The 16,129-nt window shown below is 68.0% G+C and carries 17 protein-coding genes; 9 read left to right on the plus strand and 8 right to left on the minus strand.

Features of this window, described 5'->3' with window-relative positions:
• The first annotated feature begins 3 nt into the window (after positions 1–3).
• The 4 genes from H4281_RS06085 to H4281_RS06100 are packed head-to-tail and all read left to right on the plus strand — an operon-like array spanning position 4 to position 2,278.
• On the plus strand, positions 4–606 hold the full coding sequence (locus H4281_RS06085; RefSeq protein WP_182889875.1) for a DedA family protein: 603 nt from the start codon (positions 4–6) through the stop codon (positions 604–606).
• Positions 603–1,172, plus strand: a complete 570-nt coding sequence (locus H4281_RS06090) for a phosphatase PAP2 family protein (protein ID WP_182889876.1) — start codon at positions 603–605, stop codon at positions 1,170–1,172. The genes H4281_RS06085 and H4281_RS06090 overlap by 4 nt, the downstream gene beginning before the upstream one ends.
• Positions 1,169–1,537: a DUF1707 SHOCT-like domain-containing protein gene (locus tag H4281_RS06095; protein WP_182889877.1), complete on the plus strand. Its 369-nt coding sequence runs from the start codon at positions 1,169–1,171 to the stop codon at positions 1,535–1,537. Before H4281_RS06090 ends, H4281_RS06095 begins: the two co-directional genes overlap by 4 nt.
• Before the next feature lie 9 nt (positions 1,538–1,546).
• Entirely contained in the window at positions 1,547–2,278 is a 732-nt protein-coding gene (locus H4281_RS06100; RefSeq protein WP_182889878.1) for an SDR family oxidoreductase, read from the plus strand.
• Here the strand turns inward: H4281_RS06100 and H4281_RS06105 are convergent.
• Genes H4281_RS06105 through H4281_RS06115 form a run of 3 tightly spaced genes read right to left on the minus strand, consistent with a single transcriptional unit; the run spans position 2,275 to position 5,843 of the window.
• Entirely contained in the window at positions 2,275–3,813 is a 1,539-nt protein-coding gene (locus H4281_RS06105) for an acyl-CoA synthetase (RefSeq protein WP_182889879.1), read from the minus strand. The genes H4281_RS06100 and H4281_RS06105 overlap by 4 nt on opposite strands.
• A gap of 16 nt (positions 3,814–3,829) precedes the next feature.
• A complete protein-coding gene (locus H4281_RS46520; RefSeq protein WP_182889880.1) occupies positions 3,830–4,951 on the minus strand; it encodes a DUF5938 domain-containing protein in 1,122 nt (373 codons plus the stop codon).
• A gap of 43 nt (positions 4,952–4,994) precedes the next feature.
• Positions 4,995–5,843, minus strand: coding sequence for an SDR family NAD(P)-dependent oxidoreductase (locus H4281_RS06115; protein ID WP_237597231.1), 849 nt, complete (start codon positions 5,841–5,843; stop codon positions 4,995–4,997).
• Between the two features lie 78 nt (positions 5,844–5,921).
• Between H4281_RS06115 and H4281_RS06120 the strand changes: the two genes are divergently transcribed.
• From H4281_RS06120 to H4281_RS06135, 4 genes are all read left to right on the plus strand, one after another.
• On the plus strand, positions 5,922–6,536 hold the full coding sequence (locus H4281_RS06120; protein WP_043828030.1) for a TetR/AcrR family transcriptional regulator: 615 nt from the start codon (positions 5,922–5,924) through the stop codon (positions 6,534–6,536).
• A gap of 107 nt (positions 6,537–6,643) precedes the next feature.
• Positions 6,644–7,675 (plus strand): Dyp-type peroxidase, encoded by a 1,032-nt coding sequence (locus H4281_RS06125; RefSeq protein ID WP_182889881.1) that lies wholly within the window; start codon positions 6,644–6,646, stop codon positions 7,673–7,675.
• A complete protein-coding gene (locus tag H4281_RS06130) occupies positions 7,672–8,469 on the plus strand; it encodes a family 1 encapsulin nanocompartment shell protein (protein ID WP_182889882.1) in 798 nt (265 codons plus the stop codon). The genes H4281_RS06125 and H4281_RS06130 overlap by 4 nt, the downstream gene beginning before the upstream one ends.
• A gap of 84 nt (positions 8,470–8,553) precedes the next feature.
• Positions 8,554–9,081, plus strand: a complete 528-nt coding sequence (locus tag H4281_RS06135) for a M15 family metallopeptidase (RefSeq protein WP_182889883.1) — start codon at positions 8,554–8,556, stop codon at positions 9,079–9,081.
• A gap of 24 nt (positions 9,082–9,105) precedes the next feature.
• On the opposite strand, the gene H4281_RS06140 is transcribed toward H4281_RS06135, so the two are convergent.
• A complete protein-coding gene (locus H4281_RS06140) occupies positions 9,106–10,311 on the minus strand; it encodes a family 8 glycosyl hydrolase (RefSeq protein ID WP_182889884.1) in 1,206 nt (401 codons plus the stop codon).
• 792 nt (positions 10,312–11,103) lie between these two features.
• Between H4281_RS06140 and H4281_RS06145 the strand changes: the two genes are divergently transcribed.
• Positions 11,104–11,952 carry an ion transporter gene (locus H4281_RS06145; protein WP_182889885.1) on the plus strand — a complete coding sequence of 283 codons (849 nt, stop codon included), beginning with the start codon at positions 11,104–11,106 and terminating at the stop codon, positions 11,950–11,952.
• A gap of 597 nt (positions 11,953–12,549) precedes the next feature.
• Here H4281_RS06145 and H4281_RS06150 read toward each other — a convergent pair.
• The 4 genes from H4281_RS06150 to H4281_RS06165 form a co-directional block, all read right to left on the minus strand.
• Positions 12,550–12,783 carry a hypothetical protein gene (locus tag H4281_RS06150; RefSeq protein ID WP_182889886.1) on the minus strand — a complete coding sequence of 78 codons (234 nt, stop codon included), beginning with the start codon at positions 12,781–12,783 and terminating at the stop codon, positions 12,550–12,552.
• Positions 12,784–12,917: 134 nt separating this feature from the next.
• Positions 12,918–14,294 carry a GH1 family beta-glucosidase gene (locus H4281_RS06155; protein WP_182889887.1) on the minus strand — a complete coding sequence of 459 codons (1,377 nt, stop codon included), beginning with the start codon at positions 14,292–14,294 and terminating at the stop codon, positions 12,918–12,920.
• 2 nt (positions 14,295–14,296) lie between these two features.
• On the minus strand, positions 14,297–15,145 hold the full coding sequence (locus tag H4281_RS06160) for a carbohydrate ABC transporter permease (RefSeq protein WP_246411532.1): 849 nt from the start codon (positions 15,143–15,145) through the stop codon (positions 14,297–14,299).
• Between the two features lie 2 nt (positions 15,146–15,147).
• Positions 15,148–16,128, minus strand: coding sequence for a carbohydrate ABC transporter permease (locus H4281_RS06165; protein ID WP_182889889.1), 981 nt, complete (start codon positions 16,126–16,128; stop codon positions 15,148–15,150).
• Between the last annotated feature and the right edge of the window lies 1 nt (position 16,129).

Here is a 16,129-nt window from a genome sequence, read left to right on the forward strand (position 1 = left end):
GGCATGCTCGACCCGAAGTGGCTGCTGGCCGCGTTCGGCCCGCTCGGCGTCTTCGCGGTGATGTTCGCCGAGACCGGCCTGCTCGTGGGCTTCTTCCTGCCGGGCGACTCGCTGTTGTTCACCGCAGGGGTGCTGGCGGCCTCGTCGAAGCTGCACCTGCCCCTCGCCGCTGTCATAGTCGCCGCGGCCGCCGGAGCACTGCTCGGCGCGCAGGTCGGATACCTCCTCGGCCGGCGTGGCGGCGGCGCGCTGCTCGTCCGCGTGCGGAGCAAGCACCTGCACGAGGGCGTCGCGCGCGGATCGGCGCTGCTCACCCGATACGGGCTGGGCAAGGCGGTGGTGCTGGCGCGGTTCATCCCGGTGGTCCGGACGGTGCTGAACCCGCTCGTCGGCATCGCCGGGATGCCCGCCGCGAAGTTCGCGATGTGGCAGGTGCTCGGCGGTCTGCTGTGGACGGTCGGGGTGACGCTCGCCGGGTACGGGCTGGGTGCGTCGGTGCCCAGCATCGACACGTACCTGCTGCCGATCATCGCCGTGGTGGTGCTGCTTTCGCTGAGCCCGCTGCTGGTCGAACTGGTCCGCGCACGAAGGAGCGCCACGCGATGATCGACGCTGGCTTATATCGCGAAGTCACGGATTTCGCCTGGTCACAGCACTGGCTGGCTGGAATCGCAACGACGTTCAGCGAGTACGGGGTGTTCCTGGTGGCACCGGTGATCCTCGCGCTGCTCTGGCGCGCGCGGACCAGGGGGCCGGCGGCGCTCGCGGCCGCGGCGTGGGTGCCGATCGCGATCGCGGTGGCGCTCGCCGTGGACACAGTGCTGAAATCGGTGTTCGCCGAGGTCCGGCCGTGCCGGGTGGTTCCGGGCGTGCACACGCTGCTGCCGTGCGATCCGCCGGCCGACTACGCGTTTCCCAGCAACCACACGGTCGTCGTCGCCGCGTTCGCGGTGGCGTTGTTGCTGGTCAACCGCAAGTGGGGACTCTGGGCGCTCGTTTTCGCGGTGCTGATGGGGATTTCGCGGGTGTACGTCGGGGCGCATTACCCGCACGACGTGCTCGCGGGGTTCGTGGTCGGCGCCGGGGTCGGTGCGCTCGGGCTCGTGGTCCGCGAACCGCTCGCGAAGGCGGCGGTTCGGCTGATTCCAGCCGTATCCGGGAGGAAAGCATGACTGAAGACCGACCCGTCCGCTACTCCGACGCCGAACGCGAGCAGACGACGAAAGCCTTGAACAACGCGGCGGGCGAGGGGCGATTGAGCCTGGCCGAGGTCGAAGAACGGGTCACCGCCGTCTATGCGGCGCGATACCGGCACGAACTCGACGAGGTGGTCGCGGATCTGCCTGCGCCTGCGGCGCGGCCCCGCTGGCAGCCGCTGCTTCTGCTGGCCGGAAACCAGCTGGTCACGGAATTCGGAGCCGCACCGCCGCGGCGGAAGCTGGCAGTCGGAATTCTGCTGATGTTCGCGGTGGCGACGATGGTTTTCCTTGCCGCACACGGTTTCGCCGACGAGGGACAGCACTTCGGGCACCACTAGAATGACGCCGTGCAGACAAGAGCGGCTTTGGTCACCGGGAGTTCGCGCGGGATCGGCAGGGCCATCGCGGAACGGCTCGGCGCGGACGGGCTTTCCGTCGCGGTCAACTACCGCTCCGATCAGGACTCGGCCGAGGCCGTCGTCGCCAAGATCCGCGCGGACGGCGGGCAGGCGATCGCCCTGCGCGCGGACGTCACTGACGACGCCGAGCTGCGCGGCCTTTTCGACCGCACGGAACAGGAACTCGGCGGTCTCGACGTGGTCGTCGCGAACGTGGGGATCGCCCGGTTCGTGCCGCTCGCCGAAGCCACCGACGAGGTCTACGACCTGATCTTCACCACCAACTTGAGGCCCACCTTCGTCGCCTTGCGCGAGGCCGCCCGGCGAGTACGCGACGGCGGCCGGATCGTCGTGGTGTCGAGCGGAGTGGTTGCGACGGCCCGGCCCGGCACCGGAATCTACGGCGCCGCGAAGGCCGCCGGAGACCAGTTCGTGCGTGTGCTGGCGAAGGAACTCGGCCCGCGCGGAGTGACGGTGAACAGCGTCCTCCCGGGCGCGGTCCGCACCGAGGCGCTCCTCGCGGACGGGCCGCCGGGCGTGGTCGAGTACAGCGCGAAGCAGACGCCGCTCGGCCGGATCGCCGAACCCGGCGACATCGCGGACATCGTGGGGTTCCTGGCGTCGGACCAGGCCCGCTGGGTCACTGGTCAGACGGTGCACGCGGGCGGCGGGCAGTTCTAAGCTCGCTCGGCCAGCAATTGCGCCCTGACGTCGGTCTTCAGCACCTTTCCGACCTTCGACCGCGGCAGATCCGGCCAGAGCAGGACCTCCTTCGGCGTCTTCACGCTGCCGAGCAGGTCCTTCACCGTGGCCCGCAGTTCGTCCGGAGCCGCGGACCGTCCGTTGTGGAGCTGGACGACCGCGGTCACCTGCTCGCCCCACTTCTCGTGCGGCAAGCCGACCACCGCGCAGTCCTGCACCGCGGGATGCGTCATCAGCGCCTGCTCCACCTCGGCCGAGTAGACGTTGAACCCGCCGGTGATGATCATGTCTTTCGCCCGGTCCACGACGTACAGGAAGTTCTCCTCGTCGAGGTAGCCGATGTCGCCGGTGTGGTGCCAGCCGTGCCTGCTGACGTCCGCGGTGGCCTCGGGATTGCGGTAGTAGCCCGGCATCACCAGCGGCCCGCGCACGACGATCTCGCCGCGTTCGCCGCGCGGCAGCAGGGTTCCGTCTTCGGCCATGATCGCCACCTGCGTCAGCGGCGTCGGACGGCCCGCGGAGGTGAAGCGTTCGCGCGCCAGGGAACCGTCCGGATGGAAATGGTCGGCCGGGGCCAGCGTGGAAATCATCATCGGTGCCTCGCTCTGCCCGAACAGCTGCCCGAGCACCGGACCGATCCGGGCGATCGCCTCCTCCAGCCGGGCAGCGGACATCGGCGCGGCCCCGTACCACAGGCATTCCAGCGAGCTGAAGTCTGTTGTGGACAGTCCAGGATGGTCCAGCAGCAGGTAAATCAGCGTCGGCGGCAAAAAAGTGTGCGTGATCCGGTGCCGTTCGATCAGTTCGAGGAACCGGCCGAGCTCCGGCGACGGCATCACCACGATTTCGCCGCCCAGCGCCAGGACCGGGAAGCACAGCACCCCGGCGGCGTGCGTGAGCGGGGCCAGCGCGAGGTAGCGCGGACGCGGCTGGAACGGGTAGCTCAGCAACGTCAGCGCCGACATGGTTTCGACGTTGTGCCCGGTCAGCACCACGCCCTTCGGCCGTCCGGTGGTGCCGCCGGTGCCGACGAGCATCGCCGTGTCGTCCGGCGGATCCGCTTGCCAGGGCGAATCGGCAAGCCCGTCGAGCCATTCGGCCAGCGGGATCGCGCCGTCGAACGAGCCGTCGAGGCACACCACGGTGGCGAGCTTCGGCAGCTGTCCGGCGATGCGGGAGACGAGCGGTGCGAACGACTCCTGCACGAGCAGGCACGTGCAGTCGAACAGGTCGAGCAACTCCCGGTTCTCCGCCGCTTCGTTGCGCGGGTTGACCGGGCACCAGACCGCCCCTGCCCGGCTGATGCCGAAGACGCACCCGAACGACACCGGGTCGTTGGCGGAGAGGATCGCCACCTTGTCGCCCGGTCGCACGCCGGAACGCGCGAGCGCACGGGCGACCCGCCAGGACAGCTGCTGGACCTCGCCGTAGCTGAGCGAACCGCCGTCCGTGGTGAGGCACGGAGCCGACGGACCCAGCGAGGCGCCCTTGTCGAGGTAATCGGTCAGTCGCACCGCTCGTCTCCCCGTCTCAGGACTGCACCGTCAGAACCGGATTCGAGACCAGCCCGAACGACCGCAGCACGCCGAGCAGTTCGCGGTGCCCGAACGCCTGGCACGCCGACGCGAACCCGGCCCGCCGCGGCGGCTGTTGCAGCAGCGAGTACGCCGCGTACGCCTGCATCAGCCCAGTCTGCTTGTAATTGCAGGTCCCGTGGATCACGCAATGCGCGCGGCCGAGTGGACCGGACGCGTGCACCGAGTCCAGCGACGTGTTGATCCGCTGGTTTTCCCTTGGCGGCATTTCGTCCCGGACCGCGGCCGCCTGCTCGTGCAGCACCTTGAGTTTTTCTTCCAGCGGCAGGTCTTTCACCTGCTCCAGCACGGCCGCGACGATCTGCGGCACGCCCTGCATCAGCGCCCGGTCGAACACGCCGCCGACCGCCTTCACGTTGGCCACGCGCGGATCGTTCTTGAACCACACCGGATGCGACGTGCCGCCCCACGGCAGCGCGAGCCCGATCTCGTGGTGCCCCGGCACGGCGACGTCTTGCAGTCCGCCGTCGGCAGGCCATGGCGCGTATTCGTTCTGCTCAAGGTAATACGCGGCGGACAGCGCGGCGTTCACCAGGATGGTCTGCGTGGAAGCGACTGTGGGGTAGCCCTTCCAGAACACCAGGATGTCCAAAGTGTCCAGTCCGGGCGTCTCAAGGCAGAGGTTGGCGGCGATCTCGCCGGTGGTGTACATCTGCGCGATGCCGGGGGAGAGCAGCAGGCCCTTGGCGGCCATGTCCGCGCCGTAGCGTTCTTCGGCGGAGATCAGCCAATCCTGCTCACCGGTGGTGTCGAGGTAGTGCGTTCCGGATTCGAGACAAGCCTGGACGACCTCGTGACCGTATTCGCTGAACGGGCCGACGGTGTTGCACACGACCGACGCGTCCCGGAAAAGCTCGGTGAGCGGACCGGTTTCGTGGGAGACCTCGACGACCTCGTGGTCCACCGTGTCGAGGCCGGGAATGTGGTCGAGCGCGGCCTGCACCCGGGCCTTGTCCCGGCCGGCCGCGGTGAATGCCACGTTGTACTCGCGGAGGTATTCGCAGATCAGGCGGCCGGTGTAGCCGGACGCGCCGTAAACGACGACGGGCTTGGTCACGACTGGTTTTCCTTTCTTGAAGTGCCGGAGCGCTGGAGGGGATTCACATGCCCATGCCGCCGTCGACCGGGAGGCCGGCGCCGGTGATGAAGCGGGCGGCGTCGGAGGCGAGGAACACCACGGCGTCGGCCATGTCCGCGACCTCGCCGAGCCGTCCGGCCGGGGTCTGCGCGACCACCGCGCCGATCGCGTCCTCGATGCTCGGGAACAGGCCGACGTCGACCACGTCGGCCGCGAGCTGGTTGCCCATCTGCGTCGGAACCAGGCCTGGGTACACGCAGTTGACCCGCACGCCGTAGCCGAGCTTCCCGGCCTCCATCGCCGCGACACGGGTGAGCCGGTCCACCGCCGACTTCGTCGCCGAATAGCCCGCGATGCCGGGGAAAGCGATGGTCGCGGCCACCGAGGCGATGTTCACGACCGCGCCGCCGCGTCCGGCGACGCCGCCAGGACGCATGGCGCGGAACGCGTGCTTCACGCCGAGCGAGGTGCCGAGCACGTTGACCTCGAGCATCTTGCGCACGTCGGCCGGGTCGAGGTCGGCGACGAGACCGGTGATCTCCACGCCCGCGTTGTTCACGACGATGTCGAGCCCGCCGTGCTCGCCGACCACGGCCTCGACCGCCCGCGCCCAGTTGTCGTCGTCGGTCACGTCCAGCCGGACGAATCCGCTGCTGGCCCCGCTCTGCTTGATCGCGTCGGCGGTCTGACGGCCGAGGTCCTCCTGGACGTCGGCGATGACCACGGCCGCGCCTGCCTTCGCGAGCGCCTCGGCCATGCCCTGGCCCAGGCCCTGTGCGCCGCCGGTGACCAGCGCGGTGCGCCCGGTCAGGTCGTACGAACCCATCGACATCTCCTCCTTGAGACGTGCCGCGAGTGCGGTGTAGGTCACACCGTAGCCAACTTTGGACAGTCGTCAAGATTTTCTTAGACACTCGTCAAGAATCGGTGGCGCGCTAGACTGCCGGGTGTGACACAGGCGAAGGAGCGCATCTCCCGCCGCGCCGTGGACAAGTTCGCCCAGCGCCGCGAGCAGCTGGCCGAGTCCGCGCTGCAGGCGCTGGCCGAGCTGGGCTATGCCCGCACGAGCCTGCGCGAAATCGCCCAGAAATCCGACTTCTCGCACGGCGTCCTGCACTACTACTTCGCGGACAAGGTCGAGCTGCTCACCTACGCGGTCCGCAAGTTCGAAGAGGTCTGCGTGACCCGCTACGACGACGTGGTGGCGGAGGCGGGCTCGGCCGAGGAGCTGAAACACGGCTTCGGCGCGGCGATGGCCGGCACGCTGCGGACCGACGCGGCAATGCACCGCCTCTGGTACGACCTGCGCAACCAGAGCCTGTTCGAGGAGTCCTTCCGCGGCGATGTGCTCGACATCGACGAACAGCGTCAGGACATGGTGTGGCGCGTCGTGCGGCGCTACGCCGAGTTCACCGGCCGCCCGGCCCAGGTGTCGCCGGAGGTCGCGTACGCCGCCTTCGACGGCTTGTTCCAGCGGGCTCTGCTGCAGCAACTCGCCGGTCAGGACGCCGCCGCGGACGGCTTGGAAGCCGATGTCGCGGCGCTGCTCACGCACTTCGTCTGACGGTTACCCCGCCGGTTACCCCGCCCGAGTGGTGATGCCGGGTGCACTCGCCCGTCCGTGGTTAGGATGCGGTCGGACGGTCACCGGGCGAGAAGGGGTGCGCGAGCGTGCAAGCGGGGGACCTTGAACCGCCTGAGCCGCAGGCCGTTTCGGCGCCGTTGACCAGGGCGGCGATCTTCCTGATGGTCCAGGTCGACGCCGGTGCCGAACAGACCGCGAAGGACCTCCTCGCCGACCTCGCCGGGTTGCAGCGCGCGGTCGGTTTCCGCGACGCCGGGGCCGGGCTGACCTGTGTCGCCGGGATCTCGTCGGCGGCTTGGGACCGGATCTACGGCGGTCCGCGGCCCGCGGAACTGCACGAGCTGCCGGTTTTCTCCGGCGAGAAGCACACGAGCGTCGTCACCGCCGGGGCCGACCTGCTGTTCCACCTCCGTGCCGAGCGGCTCGACCTCTGCTTCGAGCTGGAATCGCTGATCATGGACCGGCTGCGCGGTTCGGTGACGGTGCTCGACGAGGTGCAGGGCTTCCGGTACTTCGACGCGCGCGACGTGCTCGGCTTCGTCGACGGCACGGAGAATCCGACCGGCAACGGGGTCAACCAGGCGGTGCTGGTGGACGACGACGAACCCTTCAACCGGGGCAGCTACGTGGTCGTGCAGAAGTACCTGCACGACATGGCGGCGTGGAACGCGCTCACCACCGAACAGCAGGAGCTGGTGATCGGACGGCGCAAACTGTCCGATGTGGAGATGCCGGACGAGGAAAAGCCCGCCGACGCGCACATCGCGCTCAACGTGATCACCGACGACGAGGGCAACGAACTCGACATCCTGCGCGACAACATGCCCTTCGGCCGTCCAGGGCACGACGAGTTCGGCACCTATTTCATCGGCTACACCAAATCTCCGGCGGTGATCGAGAAAATGCTGGAGAACATGTTCGTCGGGTCGCCGCCGGGCACCTACGACCGGATTCTCGACTTCTCCACGCCGCACACCGGCGCACTGTTCTACGTGCCGACCGCGGACTTCCTCGAAGATCCGCCGGACGCCCCGCCCGAGCCGGAACCGCCGGCTGCCGCGACGCCCGCCGGGACGTCGCTGGGCATCGGAAGCCTGCGAAGGAGCATTCGGTCATGAACAACCTGCATCGCGAACTCGCCCCGATCTCCGCCGCCGCGTGGGCGGATCTGGAAGAGGAAGCGAAGCGCACCTTCGCCGAGTTCGCCGCGGCGCGCCGGGTGGTCGACGTCGTCGTCACCGGCGACCCGACACTCGCCGCGGTCGGCACCGGACGCCGCGAGCGCGTCGGCGGCAAGTTCGACGGCGTCGCGACGAGCCTGCGCACGGCGCAGCGGGTCGTGGAACTGCGGGTGCCGTTCACGGTGTCGCGCGAGGAAGTCGATTCGGTCGAATGGGGCGCGAAGGACGCGGACTGGCAGCCGGTGAAGGACGCCGCGCAGCAGATCGCGTACGCCGAGGACCGGATCGTGCTCGACGGTTTCGCCGAGGCGGGCATCACCGGGATTCGGCCGGCCTCGTCGCTGTCGCCGATCGCGCTTCCGCCGGAGGCCCCGGGCTACCCGAAGGCGATCGGAGACGCGATCGCCGAACTGCGTGACGCGGGCGTGGCCGGCCCGTACACCGTCCTGCTCAGCGACGACGAGTTCACCGCCGCGTACGAGGCGGCCAACCACGGTTATCCGGTGCTGGAACACCTGAAGCAGATCGTGGACGGCGAACTCATCCGCACGCCCGCGATCAACGGCGCCTGCGTCCTGTCCACCCGCGGCGGCGACTACGAGCTCCACTTCGGACAGGATCTGTCCATCGGATACTCCAGCCACGACGCGTCCACTGTGGAGCTGTACTTCTACGAGACGCTGACCTTCCTGGTCAACACCGCCGAAGCGGGGATCGGGCTGACCGCCTGAGGCGTTACCTGAGCATGCGGTCTTGTTACGCGGCGCGGACATTCGCCGGACCTTCCGGGGATACCCGCTCGCGATAGTTGCGGCGTGCTGCGGAACAAGATCCTGCTCATGCTGCCCGCGTTCCTCGTCGCCGGGTGCTCCGGCCTCCCGGTGCTCGACGGCGATCCCGACCACGACCCGGCTCAAGGCGGCGCCCCGGAAGGCGTCACGCTCACGCCCTTCGACACGAGCTACCCCGCCGTCGGGAATCTCGATCCGGCATTGCGAAAAGCGTTGCAGGAGGCGGCGACCGACGCCCGTCAGCGCAAAGTGGACATTCACATCGCGTCAGGTTGGCGGACGAAGGAGTACCAGCAGAAGCTGCTCGACGGCGGCATCGAAAAGTACGGCAGCCTGGAAGAGGCGCGGAAGTTCGTGAACACGCCGGAAAAATCGACGCACGTGTCCGGCAAGGCCGTCGACGTCGCCCCCACCCGAGCCGCCGACTGGCTCATCCAGCACGGCGAGAAATACGGCCTGTGCCAGGTGTACGCGAACGAGATGTGGCACTTCGAACTGCTGACCGCCCCCGGCGGTACGTGCCCGCCTGCCCGCACGGACGCGGCCGGTTAGCCGTCCGCGCGGGCAGGTCCGGGGTCACGGGGCCCAGTAGTTGCCGGACATCACCAGGTAGACGAGCAGCTTGATGGTCTCGCCGTAGTAGGTGTCGTCGTATGGGTTGCTTCCCAGGTACTTCCACAGCGAATCGGTCCACGCCTGATCGCCCGCGACCATCGCCGCGACCCCGACCGGGTTGGCCGCGACCTCGGACTGATCGCTGGTCTTGGTCGGCGTCCCGTCCAGTTTGGTGTGCGGATAGATCTTGGCCGGGTTGCCGCCGGAGTGGCTCTTGTAGCTGGCCGATTCCTTCTTGGCGACCTCGGTCGCGACCTTGCCGCCGTACAGCAGCGCGTCGGTGCCCATATGCCAAGGCACGCGAACTGAGTTGTAGCCGACGATGTTGTCCGGCTGGTTCTCCAGGTGATCCGCGGGCGCCGGCTTCGGGCTGTTGGTGTTCGCCCCGACCACGAAGTCGGACAGCAGATTCGCGTCCGGCGAGTACTTGGCGGTGAACTGAGTGATCAGCTGCTCGGTCCGGGTGACGACCTTGTTCCAGTCGTGCGCGGTGTCGTACTTCGCGAAGGCGCGCAGGTGGTCAAGCATGAAGTCGGACGGCCGGGTGTCGTCGTTGCCCGCGTCGTCGGCGATCTTGAGATGCCCGTCGGACGCGACGTCGTACTTGTAGATCTTGGCAAGCCAGTCCTTGGCGGCGGCGCTGTAGCCGCCCCACTGCTTGTCCGCGAGAATCAGCCCGTAGCCGACGTCGAGGTCGCCGTCGGTGGCCGAGTCAGGCGTGCCGTCGTCGGCGTACTTGCAGGTCTTGCCGTCGATCACCCACTGGAAGAGCCCCTTGCTGTCCCGGTGGTCCTGGACGAACTTCCACATCCCGTCGAAAATCGTCTTGGCCTGGTCGTCGTAGCCCGCCATCAACGGGACGATGTTCATCCCGTATCCCTGAGCCTCGGAGACCGTGCCCTTGTTGGGCGCGTCGTCGGTCGCCCAGACGAGGTAACCGCCGCAAGCCTGGCGGAGGTAGGTCTTCTTCCAGGAGTCGTACTGCTTCTTGACCGCTGCGTCCTGCTCGGCCTGACTGACCGAGGGCCGGACGCCGGTCTGATAGGTGACGTGCGCGGGAAACGGCCGCGCAGCAGAAGCCGCGGCAGCGGGCCCAGCACCGGCCAGCGCAGCGGTAAGCGAAACGGAAGCGGCGGCGAACAACGCCACCTTCCGGGAAGCGGGCATTTTCGGGGTCTCCTTGTTAGTAAACTTTCCTAACTAGGCGGCGTGAGAAAAGCCTGCTGTACCGGGTGTTTGGTGTCAAGATGTCCGCCCTGCGAACTCCAAGGTGAACCGGTTCCGAAGCGTTCCGTGAGGGCCCCTTCAGGGACTCTGCGTCCCTCGGGGTTCCCCTCGCGGCACTCGCCCGTTCCGTGAGGGGCCCTGCACGGACGTGGATTCCCTCAAGGTCTCCCTTCACGGCCCCTGCCTCACCACGGTCGCCGGGATGTGCCCCAATGTGGCGTTCGGTGCATACGACGCACCCAATGTGGCGTTCGGTGCGTCTGGCGCACCCAATGCCACATTGGGGCGCTACTCGTCCCCCACCGGGCAGCGGCCGCAAGCCCCGACCCGGCCGAGCATCCAAGCCGCGTGCCCACCGCGAACCCGCAGCCTGTGCACCAAATCTCCGCCCGCCAAACCGCAGCCTGTGCACCAACCCCGCCTCCTGCCTGAGCACCAAACCCCCGCCCGCCAAAGCCGCGGTCAGCGCACCCACCCATCGAGGCACCCAGCCCTCCCCCAACCCCGATACGAAGCCGCCCTGCGGTTCGGGGGTGCTTGTCAAGGCATCTTTCCCGCCTTGACAAGCACCCCCGAACCGTCAGCACAATCAAACTTCGGGGTGGCCCACCGCAACTCTCGCCGGCGATGTGCGAAGCACGAGCCGTCCAAAACGCCCCTTCGGTCCCAGCCCCGCCGGCGCTCCCATGGGATCATCACCCCCGGCCACACCTCCACCACCAGGGAGCCAGCATGACCACCGGCCGTCCGGCCCAAGCCGAACTCAACAGCGGCATCCTCCCCGGCAACGTCCGTGCCGACGACTGGATCATGCTCGCACTGGCGGTCGTCTCCACCGGCATGCTGGCCTGGCTCCTCATCAGCCCGCCGGCACCAGAAATCAGCCACTGGTTCTTCATCGCGGACTGCGTCATCTGCGGCATCTTCTTCCTGGAACTCCTCCACCGCTGGCGCAAACAAGCCTGGCGTGCCGCGTTCCTGGCCCGCACCTGGTACGAAATCTTCGCGATGATCCCTGTCGCGCATCCGGCCTTCACCGCGAACCACCACGTGCTCGGCGTAATTCTCCTGATCATCCGCCTGGGCAGGGCCGCCGACCGCGCCGTGGGGGAGCAGTTCACCTACCGCCTGGTGGACAAACTCTCCGAACCCATAGTCCGCGCCATCAAAAAGCCGGTGACCATCGCCGTCCTCGACGAAGTGGTCAAGGTCCTCGAAACCGGGAACTACCCGGAGAACCTCGCCAAATCCCTCAGCGAAAACAAGACCGAACTGCGCGCCATCATCACCGAAAAGATCTCCGAAGACCCGCAGCTCGGCAAACTGCGCAGGCTGCCGTTCCACGACGAGATCGTCCGCGCCACCGTCGACACGTCCTTCCGGGTCCTGCTGGAAGTCCTTCTGGATCCGCGCATCGACGACTTCTTCTCCTCCGTCGTGCGCGACAACCGCGAGCAGATCCGCCGCGCGGTCGCGCTCGGACTGGCCGATGTGGACGACTCCCCGGACGAGCAGCTCCTGCGCACCCGTACCCAGCGCACCGCCGCGCACGAGTACGACGCTCACCATCCGCGGCGTTGATCATCCATTGTGGACATATCTACGGTATGCCGTCGGGTGCGCACTCTCCGTTGCGGCACAGGAGATTCACCGCTGACGCCGGGCGGTGAACGCGTCAACCGCTGAAAGAGTGCACTGTGGTCGCGCGGTGCGCGCACCGGCGGCTGGAGTAGGGTGAGATCTCTCGTTCCGTTGCTGCACAAGGGTTGTGTTGGCGCGAGTACGGGGCGTTCCCGCCGGGTCCGAGGCAGACTGGAGCCGGCGGGGAGGTTGAGCGCGGTTTGGAGTCGTGGACGTGATTGATAGCGGGCAGCAGGTACGCAGGTGTCGCCGGCGGGACTGTGCGGAGGATTCCTTGTGGCGCGGATTGTGTTCCGTGCACTGGAACCGCTGGCAGAGCGGCGCGGACGCACTTGAGCTTCCGGACGACGACGTTCCCCCGCCGCCCGCCCAGGTCTGGTGGCCGCCGGAGCGTTCGCACGCGCCGCTGAGCAGCAGGATGCCGGGCTCGTAGCGGCTCTCGGCACGCGTCGGACACGGTCGGCGCGCGCCTGGTTACCGCACGCCACCGGAGAAGTCTTGTGCCCGGACCCGTGCGGGTCCGGGCACAATCTCGGCTTACCCGCGCGAACGCGGGATGCGCGGCTCTTCCGGTGCGGAGAGCATCCGCACCAACCGGGCCCGCGCCACTCGGTAGAGCAGGTCGCCGTGCTCGTCCGGGACGACCCTGCCGTCGAGGTCCCGTCCGGCCGCCCGCACCACCACCTTGACCGCCTCGGCGGGCACCCGGCCCGCGAATTCCCCGGTCAGCCACGTGGTGACCTCGTCGGTCACCCGGCTCCGCACCGTCATCGGACACTCCAGTCTCCGCTCGCGGGGCCGTTCGGGGCGGCCCCGGCACTGGTCCGACGGCCGCGTCCGGACCTCGTGACGCGAAACCGGAAGAGAAAGTCATTCCCGGCGGTGCGGATAAACCCGGGAGTAGGTCACCTCAGCGCATTGCGCGCGATCACCTCCGCGTACCACCGTGCGCTGCGCTTCGGCGTGCGCTGCTGAGTGCGGTAATCGACGTGCACCAAACCGAAGCGCTTCGCGTACCCTTCGGCCCATTCGAAATTGTCCAGCAGCGACCAGTAGAAGTACCCCCGGAGATCAACTCCGTGAGCCAGCGCGTCGTGTGCGGCCCGCAGATGCGCGTCGAGGAAGGCGATGCGGTCGTCGTCGGAAACCTCGCCGTCGCGCAGGAGGTCCGGATACGCCGCGCCGTTCTCCGTGACGTACAACGGCACCGGCGGATAGTCCCGATGCACTTGCAGCAGCGATTCGGTCAGCCCGCCGGGGCGCACCTCCCAGCCGGAATCCGTACGCGGCGCGGCCGGGTCCGGGACGAAGTGCACGTGGTCGGCTCCGGGCCATTCCCGGCCCGCCGGCGTGCTTCCCGGCCGCGCCGAACCGGCCACCCGGTAGCCGCGGTAGTAGTTCACGCCCAGCCAGTCGATCGGCTTGCCGAGCACCGCCTCGTCGCCGTCGCGCACCACGGCGTCGAAGCCGAACCGGGCCAGGTCCTCGCGCAGGTCAGCGGGGTAACCGCCGCGCAGCAGCGGGTCGAGGAACAACCGGTTCTGCAGCCCGTCGATCCGGCGGACGGCGTCGGCGTCCGCCGGGGAATCCGCGACGACCGGGTACAGGTTCAGCGTGATCCCGGACGGGCTGCTGGTGTGCTGCCGGAGCACGTCCATCGCCAGTCCGTGTCCCAGCAGCAGGTGATGCGCCGCCGCCACAGCGCCTTCCGGCGACGTCCGGCCGGGCGCGTGGACGCCTGAACCGTAGCCGAGCATCGCCGCGCACCACGGTTCGTTCAGCGTCGACCAACTCGCCACGCGGTCACCGAGCCGGGCCGCGACGGTCTCGGCGTATTCGGCGAACCGGTACGCGGTGTCGCGCGCGGTCCAGCCGCCGCGATCCTCCAGCGACTGCGGAAGATCCCAGTGATACAGCGTCGCCCACGGCTGGATGCCCGCGGCCAGCAGCCGGTCCACGAGCCGGTCGTAGAAGTCCATTCCGCGCGGCTCCGGTTTGCCGTGCGGAAGGATTCGGGGCCAGGAAAGGGAAAACCGGTACGCGGTGAGTCCGAGCGAGCGCATCAACGCCACGTCGTCGGCGTAGCGGCGGTAGTGGTCGGCCGCCGGGTCGCCGGTGTCGCCGCGGGCCACCGCGCCCGGACGCGCGGCGAAGGTATCCCAGACGGACGCCTCGCGTCCGTCCACTGTGGTCGATCCTTCGACCTGGAAGGCCGCCGTGGCGGCGCCCCAGACGAACGCGTCCGGGAACGCGAGCACGTCGGGGATCGGCTGTGCGGACATGGTCACCCTTTCACGGCGCCTTGCATGATCCCGGCCACGATCTGGCGGCCGAGCAGGAGGAAGACGATGAGGATCGGAATCGTGGCCAGCGTGGTGCCCGCGAGCACCAGCGAATAGTCGACGTAATAGCCGCTCTGCAGTTTCTCCAGCGCCACCTGCACGGTCGGATTGCCCGCGTCGAGCACCACCAGCGGCCACAGGAAATCGTTCCAGGACGTCATGAACGTGAACATCGCGAGGATCGCCGCGGCCGGGCGGACGGCGGGCAGGCACACGTTCCAGAAGACCCGGATCATGCTGCAGCCGTCCACGCGCGCGGCTTCGATCAGCTCGTACGGCAACGCGTCCACTGTGTACTGCCGCATCCAGAACACGCCGAAGGCGGTGACCAGGTTCGGCACGATCACCGACTGCAGCCCGCCCGCCCAGCCGAGCTTTGACATCGCGATGAACAACGGGATGATGCCGAGTTGGGTCGGCACCGCGAGGGTCACCACGATGAACACGAACAAGCCGTTGCAGCCGCGGAAGCGCAGTTTGGCGAAGGCGAATCCGGCCAGCGACGAGAACAGCACCGTGGTGAGCGTGACCGTGCCGGACACAATGACGCTGTTCGCCAGCGCCCGCCAGAACGGAACGGTGTCGAATACCCGCGCCGCGTTGGCGAAGAAGTTGCCGCCCGGCAGCAGTGGCGGTATCCGTTCGGTGAGCATTCCGTTGTCGCGGCTGGCCACGAGAAACGACCAGTAGAACGGGAACAGCGAGCCGAGCACGAACACGATCAGCACGCCGTACGTCGCCTTGCGCGGTTTGCCGAGCCGGGCCGCGCGCGCCCGCAAGCTTGCTTGCATGCTCATGTGCGCCTCCCCGCGAGCCGCCCGGTGACGAAGTAGTTGATCAGCGCGATCACGACGATGATCAGGAAAAGCACCCACGCGATCGCGGACGCGTAGCCGAGATTGAAATTCTCGAAAGCGGTCTGGTACAGATACAGCGTCACGGTCTGGAACTGATGGGTGGAACCGCCGTTGTTCGACCCGGGCATCGCGTCGAACAGCTTGGGCTCGGTGAAGATCTGCAGCCCGCCGATCGTCGAGGTGATGGTGACGAAGATCAGCGTGGGCCTGAGCAGCGGCAACGTCACGTGAGTGAAACGGCGCACGGTTCCTGCCCCGTCGATCAGTGCGGCCTCGTGCAGTTCCTTCGGAATCGCTTGCATGGCAGCGAGAACGATCAGCGCGTTGTAGCCGGTCCATCGCCAGTTCACCATGATCGCGATCGCGACGTGGCTGGCGAACCGGTTGGCCTGCCAGTCCACAGGGGACAGTCCGAGCGTCTGGAGCACGCCGTTGACGAGCCCGTACCGCGGCCCGAACAGGTTGGCGAAGATGATGCCGAGTGCCACCAGGCTCGCCGCGTAGGGCAGCAGAATGCCGACCCGCCACCCGGTCGCGCCGCGCAACCGCAGCGTGAGCACCGCGGCGAGCAGGACCGCGATGATCAGCTGAGGCACGCTGGACAACAGGAAGATGCTGACCGTGTTTTCCAGCGCGTGCCAGAACTGCGTGTCCGCGAACAGTTCCGTGAAGTTGTCCAGTCCGATGAAGTCCGGGTCGTCGTCGCCGGCTTTCCAGGAAAACAGCGATACATACGCGGTGTACAGCAACGGGAACATGCCCACGATGGCGAATACGATGAAGAACGGTGCCACGTACAGATAGGGCGAGATTTTGACGTCCCAGCGCGCCATCCGGTCCCGCAGGCCGGGCCGCGCCGCGGCGGGTCGCCGCGTCGTGGCCCGGCTTTCCGGAGCGGTCTTGTCGGTGACAGTCATC

Origin of the sequence: Amycolatopsis dendrobii (assembly GCF_014145675.1) — a bacterium.
Classification (GTDB): domain Bacteria; phylum Actinomycetota; class Actinomycetes; order Mycobacteriales; family Pseudonocardiaceae; genus Amycolatopsis; species Amycolatopsis dendrobii.